Raw genomic sequence first — 595 nt, 5'->3', positions numbered from 1 at the left:
GTACGGAATTTATGGCAGGAATGACAACCTTTTTAGCCATGGCTTATATTTTGTTCGTCAATCCATCGACGCTTGCGCTGGACGGAATCGAACAGCTCCCAGAAGGAGTCACAAGGATTGATAAAGGTGCTGTCTTCACAGCTACAGCTATTGCCGCTGCCGTCGGTACGTTGATTATGGGAGTATTCGCGAGATATCCGATCGCTTTAGCTCCTGGTATGGGATTGAATGCATTTTTTGCTTATACCGTTGTATTAGGGTTTGGTATTCCATGGGAAACGGCGCTTGCAGGTGTACTGGCTTCCGGACTTATTTTTATTGTATTGACGATTACCGGCCTGCGCCAAATGATCATTGATGCCATACCGGGAAATTTGAAGCTTGCGGTTGGAGCCGGAATTGGCTTATTCATCGCCTTCATCGGCTTTCAAAATGCAGGGATTGTACAAAATAGCGATGCAACACTTGTCCAGCTTGGGGACTTGACCGCTGGACCTACGATGCTGGCGATTTTTGGGATTATTGTATCTGTCGTTTTACTGGCGCTTGGAATCAAAGGCGGAATTTTCTATGGGATGATCCTTACGTCGATCGC

The 595-nt window shown here is 46.7% G+C and carries 1 protein-coding gene; it reads left to right on the top strand.

Features of this window, described 5'->3' with window-relative positions; all coding sequences use genetic code 11:
• On the top strand, nt 1-595 hold a 595-nt coding region (locus LD39_RS20580; RefSeq protein ID WP_035553121.1), incomplete at both ends, for an NCS2 family permease.

It is taken from the genome of Halobacillus sp. BBL2006, assembly GCF_000786645.1.
Taxonomy (GTDB): Bacteria; Bacillota; Bacilli; order Bacillales; family Halobacillaceae; genus Halobacillus.
The sequence above is the reverse complement of the archived record's forward strand: the minus strand, read 5'-3'. Positions and strand labels throughout refer to the sequence as shown.